Below are 7,223 nucleotides of genomic sequence, written 5' to 3'. Positions count from 1 at the left end.
GCGGCCTTCAACCACGCGCGCCGTGACGCGCGGACCGACCTCCACGGGCGCCGCGCGCTCCTCACCGGTGGGCGGGCGAAGATCGGCATGTACATCGCGTTGCGGCTGCTCCGCGACGGGGCCCACACGACGATCACCACGCGGTTCCCGGCCGACGCCGTCCGCCGGTTCGCGGCGATGCCGGACTGCGAGGACTGGCTGCACCGACTGAAGATCGTCGGGATCGACCTCCGCGACCCGGCGCAGGTGGTGGCACTCGCCGACAGCGTGGCCGCCCAGGGGGCGCTCGACGTCCTCATCAACAACGCGTGCCAGACCGTGCGCCGTTCACCGGGCGCCTACGCACCCCTCGTGGCCGCGGAACGCGAGCCGCTGCCCGCCGGCCCGCTCCCCGAGGTCGTGCACCTCGGCCGTGCGGACGACACCGGGGTCGCCGTGCTTCCTGGCGCCGAGGAAGGGCACTGGGCGCCGACGCCCCACTCCCTGGTCGAACTCGCGCTCGCGGCCCGCTCCGCCACGACCGCGCGGGTCGCCGCAGGCACCGCGATCGACGCGGGTGGGCTGGTCCCAGATCTGCACGAGCACAACAGCTGGAGCCAGAAGGTCGAGGAGGTCGACCCCATGGAGCTCCTCGAGGTCCAGCTGTGCAACATGACGGCGCCGTTCATCCTGGTCGGGCGTCTACGTCCTGCCCTCGCGGCATCGGCGTCCCGACGCTCCTACGTGGTGAACGTGAGCGCGATGGAGGGCCAGTTCGCGCGGGGGTACAAGGGGCCTGGGCACCCGCACACCAACATGGCCAAGGCGGCCCTCAACATGCTCACGCGGACCAGCGCGCGCGAGATGCTGGAGCAGGACGGGATCTTGATGACCGCCGTCGACACCGGCTGGATCACCGACGAGCGGCCGCACCCGACGAAGGCGCGCCTCGCCGACGACGGGTTCCACGCCCCGCTGGACCTCGTCGACGGGGCGGCACGTGTCTACGACCCGATCGTGCGCGGTGAGGCGGGCGAGGATCTGCACGGCGTGTTCCTCAAGGACTACGCGGTCGCGCCCTGGTAGCCGTGCCGGTTAGGGTCTCGTCATGGCCCTCACCGGAACCGCGAGCGTCGAGATCGACGCCCCCATCGCCACCGTCTACGAGATCGCTGCCAAGCCGAGCATCGCGCCGGAGTGGCAGCCGGAGATCAAGGACGCGGAGGTCCTCGAGACCGACGCCGCGGGGCAGGAGACCAAGGTCAACATGGCGACCGACCTCAAGGTCAAGACCGTCGACGTGATCATGCGCTTCGACTACAACGGCCCGACCGGCCTCACCTGGCGTCAGGAGAAGGGCGCGCTGAAGTCCATCGAAGGTCGCTGGGAGTTCGAGGACCTCGGCGGTGACCGCACGCGCGCGACCATCCACATGGAGGTCGACTTCGGGCGCACCCTGGGCATGCTCATCCGCGGTCCGCTCGTCGGCGTCCTGCGCCAGCAGATCGTCGAGAGCATGCCCGAGAAGCTGAAGGGCTACGTCGAGAAGCAGTAGCGGCGCTCGCGCGTCACGGACGCACGAAGACGTCCGGGTCCGGGCCGGTGCGCTCACCGGCGTCGAGCGCGGCGATGGCGTCCATCTCGCGCTCGGAGAGGTGGAAGTCGAACACGTCGATGTTCTCCTCGAGGCGCTCGGGTCGGACCGAGCGCGGGAAGACCACGTTGCCGAGCTGCACGTGCCAGCGCAGGATCACCTGGGCCGGCGTCTTCCGGTGGTCCTGCGCGATCGCCTGGATCGTCTCGTCCTGGAAGCTCCTGCCCTTGCCGAGCGGGCTCCACGCCTCCGTGATGATCCCGAGATCCTCGTGCTCGCGGCGCAGGCCGGCCTGCTGCAGTCGGGGGTGCAGTTCGATCTGGTTGATCGCGGGCGTGACCCCGGTCTCCTCGATCAGCCGGTGGAGGTGGTCGGGCTGGAAGTTCGAGACGCCGATCGATCGCGTCAGGCCCTCCTGCTGCAGTTCGATGAAGGCCTTCCACGTGTCGACGTAGCGGTCCTGGCTGGGGGCCGGCCAGTGGATCAGGTACAGGTCGACGTACGGCAGCTCCAGCCGGCCCAGGCTGTCCTTGAGCGCGCGCTTGGTCTTGTCGAACCCCTGGTCGTCGTTCCAGCACTTGGTCGTGATGAACACCTCGTCGCGCTCCAGGCCGCTGGCGCGGAACGCGGCTCCCACCTGGGCCTCGTTGCCGTAGACCTTGGCGGTGTCGATGTGGCGGTAGCCGCCCTGCAGGGCTCGGGTGACGACCTCGGTCGTGTCCCCCGCCGGGATCTCCCAGACGCCGAGCCCGAACTGCGGGATGGCGACGTCGTCGCGCAGGGGGATGGTCGGAACCTGGGTCGCGGAGGTCATGCCGGGAGCATGCCCGACGGTGGGATGGGGGAAACGGTGGCGCCGTGTGGCATCGGGCAACGGCGGAGCCCGGAGACGGCTGGGGCGGAGGCCGTGGGGCGCGAGAGAACCGACGGGCTTGACGTGGTGAATCCGGATTCACTACGGTGAATCTCGATTCACCCAACCTTGCCCCGAGGAGAACCCATGGCCACCGTCCCCGCCGTCCCGTCGCTCGCGCCGGCAACGCACGAGGTGAGCAACCAGGTCCCGCCGCTGCTCGACGTCAACCTGTTCGAGCTCGACCACGCGCTGCAGGAGGGCCTCGAACGCGAGGGGGGCGCCTGGGGCGTCGACCGCGCACGCGACATCGGCGCGGTGGCCGGAAGCACGGAGGCCCACAGTCATCTGCGACGCGCCGAGCGCAACGAGCCGATCCTGCGCACGCACGACCGCTACGGGCACCGCGTGGACGAGGTCGAGCTCGACCCGTCGTGGCACTGGCTGCTGCGTGGCGGCATCGAGCGCGAGGTGCACGCGCTCCCGTGGCGGGAGGAGCGTGGCGGCGGCCACGTCGTCCGCGCGGCGACCTTCGGCCTCTGGGCCCAGGCCAGCGGCGGGGTCACCTGCCCGATCTCGATGACCTACGCCGCCATCCCCGCCCTCCGCGACGGAGCCCCGCACCTCGCCGACCGCTGGGAGCAGCGGCTCACCATGGCCGACTACGACCGCGGCGCGCTCGCCGGCATGGCGATGACGGAGAAGCAGGGCGGCTCGGACGTCCGCGCCAACACGACCCGTGCCGAGCCGCTCGGCGACGGGCGCTACGCCATCACGGGGCACAAGTGGTTCTGCTCCTACCCACCGTGCGACGTGTTCCTCGTGCTCGCCCAGGCGCCCGCCGGGCTCTCGTGCTTCCTCGTGGAGCGCGGGCCGGGCATGGAGTTCCAGCGCCTCAAGGACAAGCTCGGCACGCGCTCGCTGCCGTCGTCGGAGGTCGAGTTCCGCGGCATCGTGGGGGATCTGGTCGGCGAGGAGGGTCGCGGTGTGCCCGCGATCATCCGGATGGTCAACCACACCCGCCTGGACTGCCTCATCGGCTCGGCCGCGTCGATGCGCCGTGGTCTGACGGAGGCGGTCCACCACGCCCGCCACCGGTCGGCCTTCGGCGCCCGGCTGGTCGATCAACCCGCGATGGTCAACGTGCTCGCCGATCTCGCGATCGAGTCCGAGGCCGCGACGGCGTCCGCGCTGCGGGTCGCGCGCAGCTACGACACCGACGAACCGGCCTTCCGCCGCTTCGCCACCGCGGTCATGAAGTACTGGGTCTGCAAGCGCGCGGGCGCGCACGCCGGGGAGGCGCTCGAGTGCCTCGGCGGCAACGGGTACGTCGAGGACTCCGGCATGCCGCAGCTGTACCGCGACGCTCCGCTGTCGTCGATCTGGGAGGGGTCGGGCAACGTCTCGGCGCTCGACGTCCTGCGCGCCATGGCCAAGGAGCCCGAGGGTCTGCCCGCCTTCCTCGCCGAATGTGATCTCGCCGCAGGCGCGGACGCGCGACTCGATGCGCACCTCGCCGCGGTTCGACACCGCACGGAGAGCCTGTTCGACCCGGCGGATCCCACTCCGGTGGATCAGCGCTTGAGCACCGCCCAGTTCACGGCGCGGGCGCTGGTCGAGGACCTCGCCGTCGCGCTCCAGGCGAGCCTGCTGGTCCGCCACGCGCCGGCCGCGGTGGCCGATGCGTACTGCGCCGGGCGGCTGGGCGGGGGCGGGCGCGTCTACGGCACGCTCCCCGCCGGTGTCGACGCGCGCTCGATCGTCGACCGGGCCCTGCCGGCATGACCCTCTCGACGATGACCTACGAGGTGGCGGACCGCGTCGCGCGCATCACGCTCGACCGCCCGGATCGCGGCAACGGCATCACCCGGAGCCTGGTCACCGAGCTCGAGCGCTGCGTGGAACAGGCGGATCTCGACCCCGGGGTGCACGTGATCGTGCTGGCCGGTAACGGCAAGGGGTTCTGCGGCGGGTACGACCTCGTCGAGTCCGCCGAAGGGGCGGGGAGGATGGGCGTCGAGCCCACGGCGCCTCCGCCGGGATCCCCGCTCGACCCGATGGTCATGGCGATGAACCACGACCCGGCCGGCACGTGGGACCCGATGGTCGATCACGCGATGATGAGCCGCAACGTCCGCGCCTTCATGTCGCTGTTCCACTGCTCCAAGCCGGTCGTCTGCAAGGTGCACGGCTTCTGCGTGGCCGGGGGGACCGACATGGCGCTGTGCAGCGACCTGCTGGTGATCGCCCAGGACGCGAAGATCGGCTACCCGCCCGCGCGCGTCTGGGGCTCGCCGACGACCTCGATGTGGGCCTACCGGCTTGGCCCGCAGCGGGCCAAGCGCCTGCTGTTCACGGGGGACTCCTTGAGCGGCTCGGAGGCCCTCGAGTGGGGCCTGGCGATCGAGGCGCCGCCGGCGGCGCAGCTCGACGAGCGCACCGAGATCCTCGTCGACCGGATCGCCCGCAACCCGGTCAACCAGCTGCAGATGATGAAGCTGCTGACCAACCAGCAGCTCTACGCGCAGGGTCTGCACCAGACCCAGCTGCTCGGCACCGTGTTCGACGGCATCACCCGGCACACCAAGGAGGGGTACGCCTTCCAGCAACGCGCGGCGGAGGCCGGGTTCCGCCAAGCGGTCCGCGAGCGCGACGAGCCGTTCGGGGACGTCGGGTCCAGCACGTTCAAGGGATGAGCGGCACCGCTGCAGCCCCCTCGTCCGGCGCCGCGGCCGGGACGCGTGAGCGCCTGCTGCTCGCTGCGCGCGAGCTGACGGTCGAGGGCGGGTACGGCGCCGCGTCGGTGCTCGCGATCGCCGAGCGCGCCGGCGTCGCGGCAGGCACGCTGTACCGCCACTTCCCGTCCAAGGGCGAGCTGTTCGCCGAGCTGTTCCGCGCGGTGTGCGACGCGGAGGTGGCCGCCGCGGCCTCCGCCGGGGAGGCGGTCGCGGGGGCAAGCGCCGCGGATCGCATCGAGGCCGTGATCGGGCGGTTCGCGGAGCGGGCCCTGCGGCGCCCGCGGCTGGCCTGGGCGCTGATCGCGGAGCCCGTCGATCCCGTCGTCGACGTCGAGCGGCTCGCCTACCGGCGCGCATACGCGCGGGATCTCGCGGCGCTCCTGCGCGAGGGCATCGCCGCGGGGGAGCTGCCGCCGCAGGACGTGGACATCGTCGCGGCGGCGCTCGTGGGTGGGGCTGCGGACGCGCTCGTGGGTCCCACGTCGCCCGTGGCCGCGGACCCGCCGCCGCCCGAGCAGGTCGTCGCCGCGATCCGCGCGTTCGCGCGGCGGGCCGTCGGTGCGCCTGGGCCGTAGCCGCCGCAGGTCTGCCGCCCGCGCGACGGGCACACCAAGTCCGGGCCGCGGTCCGGGAGCGCCGGCCCTCCCGCAGAGGTCAGAGCGCGTCGAGCGTCAGGACGAACCGCGCGCCGGGCCCGTCACCCTGGGCGATGAGCGTTCCGCCGTGGGCCTCCGCGACGAGCTTGGCGATCGGCAGCCCGAGCCCGGCGCCTCCGGCCGCTGCGCCGGAGCCGCGCTGGAACCGGTCGAAGATCCGGTCGGCCTGGCCTGGGGGGACCCCCGGGCCGCTGTCCTGGACGACGACGATCGCGGCGTCCCCCGCCCGCCGGACGCTGACCCGCAACGTCCCCCCGGCACCACCATGGGTGAGGGCGTTGTCGAGCAGGTTCCCGACCGCCCGCGATAGGAGGCGCACGTCGCCCCGGACGCGGACGTCCTCGTCGAGCTCGGCGGTGACCCGGACCGCCCGCCGCCGCGCGTGCTCGGCGCGTTCGTCGACGCAGGTGGCGACGAGCGCGTCGAGCCGCAGCGGCTCGACGTCGCCGAGGCCCCGCCCGGCGTCGAGCCGAGCGAGCTCCAGCATGTCGGTGATCGTGTCGCCCGCCTGGGTCGCCGTCTGCGCCAGCACCTGGAGGTCCTCGTCGCGGACGCCGTCCCGCTGCGCCTGCTCGACGCGGCCGCGCACGACCGCCCACGGTGTCCGCAGCTCGTGGGCGGCGTCGGCCAGGAAGGCCTGCTCCCGCGCCACGGAGACGCCCGCGGGGCGCAGCGCCCGTCCGATCAGCATGAACGCCGCCCCGCACACGAGCAGCCAGCCCGCCAGCGACGCGGCGGCGGCGCGCACCACGACCGCCCGGACGTCGTCCCGCACCGGCGCGACCGGCGCGTACCCCAGCGCCGTGCCGATCGGCCCGTCCTCCCCCTGGAGCTCGACGGCCGCGAGCCGGACGTCGCCGTCGGGGGAGGGCGCGGTGACCGGGTCCTCCCGCTCGCCGCGGGCCCGGCGGACCGCGAGGCGCAGCAGGGCCGCCGGGACGGTGCGGTCGCCGGCGACGTACTCGCCGTCGGCGTCCGCAACGGCCGTGAGCGGCGTCTCGGGCGCCCGCGGCGTCTGCGTGTACGTCTCGACGTCGACCTCGCCGTCGGTGTCGGCTGACTCACCCACGACGCTCGCGACGTCGCGGACCGCGGTGAGCACCCGCGTGTCGAGCTGCTCGTGACGGCGGTCGGAGGTCTCGGCGACGAGCAACGCGACCGGCACGGCGATCGCCACCGCGACCGCGACGGCGAGCAGCGCCAGCAGTCGGCGCCGGAGCCGGCGCAGCGCTTCAGGCGTCATGGGACGTCCTGGCCGAAGGGCGGTCCGCGGCGCGGTACCCGGCACCGCGGACCGTCTCGACGATGCCCGCGCCGAGCTTGCGTCGCAGGGCGCGGATGTGGACGTCGACGACGTTGGAGCTCGGTTCGGCCGCGTGGTCCCAGCAGTGCTCGAGCAGGGC

8 protein-coding genes are annotated in these 7,223 nt (G+C 73.1%); 5 read left to right on the top strand and 3 right to left on the bottom strand.

The genetic code is table 11. The features are described 5' to 3' along the window. On the top strand, positions 1–1,065 hold a 1,065-nt coding region (locus ABYE80_RS14745), incomplete at its 5' end, for an SDR family NAD(P)-dependent oxidoreductase (RefSeq protein WP_372791046.1). A gap of 22 nt (positions 1,066–1,087) precedes the next feature. Next, a complete protein-coding gene (locus tag ABYE80_RS14740; RefSeq protein WP_372791045.1) occupies positions 1,088–1,534 on the top strand; it encodes an SRPBCC family protein in 447 nt (148 codons plus the stop codon). 13 nt (positions 1,535–1,547) lie between these two features. Here ABYE80_RS14740 and ABYE80_RS14735 read toward each other — a convergent pair whose 3' ends face one another. Beyond that, positions 1,548–2,387, bottom strand: coding sequence for an aldo/keto reductase (locus ABYE80_RS14735; protein ID WP_372791044.1), 840 nt, complete (start codon positions 2,385–2,387; stop codon positions 1,548–1,550). 186 nt (positions 2,388–2,573) lie between these two features. Here ABYE80_RS14735 and ABYE80_RS14730 point away from each other — a divergent pair, with 186 nt between their 5' ends. Genes ABYE80_RS14730 through ABYE80_RS14720 form a run of 3 tightly spaced genes read left to right on the top strand, consistent with a single transcriptional unit; the run spans position 2,574 to position 5,739 of the window. Then, positions 2,574–4,211 carry an acyl-CoA dehydrogenase family protein gene (locus ABYE80_RS14730; RefSeq protein ID WP_372791043.1) on the top strand — a complete coding sequence of 546 codons (1,638 nt, stop codon included), beginning with the start codon at positions 2,574–2,576 and terminating at the stop codon, positions 4,209–4,211. Continuing rightward, a complete protein-coding gene (locus ABYE80_RS14725) occupies positions 4,208–5,122 on the top strand; it encodes a crotonase/enoyl-CoA hydratase family protein (RefSeq protein WP_372791042.1) in 915 nt (304 codons plus the stop codon). The genes ABYE80_RS14730 and ABYE80_RS14725 overlap by 4 nt, the downstream gene beginning before the upstream one ends. Next, positions 5,119–5,739: a TetR/AcrR family transcriptional regulator gene (locus tag ABYE80_RS14720; RefSeq protein WP_372791041.1), complete on the top strand. Its 621-nt coding sequence runs from the start codon at positions 5,119–5,121 to the stop codon at positions 5,737–5,739. The genes ABYE80_RS14725 and ABYE80_RS14720 overlap by 4 nt, the downstream gene beginning before the upstream one ends. Positions 5,740–5,818: 79 nt before the next feature. On the opposite strand, the gene ABYE80_RS14715 is transcribed toward ABYE80_RS14720, so the two are convergent. Together ABYE80_RS14715 and ABYE80_RS14710 are read right to left on the bottom strand one after the other, a co-directional pair. Next, complete coding sequence (locus ABYE80_RS14715; RefSeq protein ID WP_372791040.1) at positions 5,819–7,063, bottom strand: sensor histidine kinase; 1,245 nt, start codon at positions 7,061–7,063, stop codon at positions 5,819–5,821. Then, a complete protein-coding gene (locus ABYE80_RS14710; RefSeq protein ID WP_372791047.1) occupies positions 7,053–7,220 on the bottom strand; it encodes a winged helix-turn-helix domain-containing protein in 168 nt (55 codons plus the stop codon). Before ABYE80_RS14710 ends, ABYE80_RS14715 begins: the two co-directional genes overlap by 11 nt. Between the last annotated feature and the right edge of the window lie 3 nt (positions 7,221–7,223).

This window comes from Paraconexibacter sp. (assembly GCF_041602235.1).
Taxonomy (GTDB): Bacteria; Actinomycetota; Thermoleophilia; order Solirubrobacterales; family Solirubrobacteraceae; genus Paraconexibacter.
The sequence above is the reverse complement of the archived record's forward strand: the minus strand, read 5'-3'. Positions and strand labels throughout refer to the sequence as shown.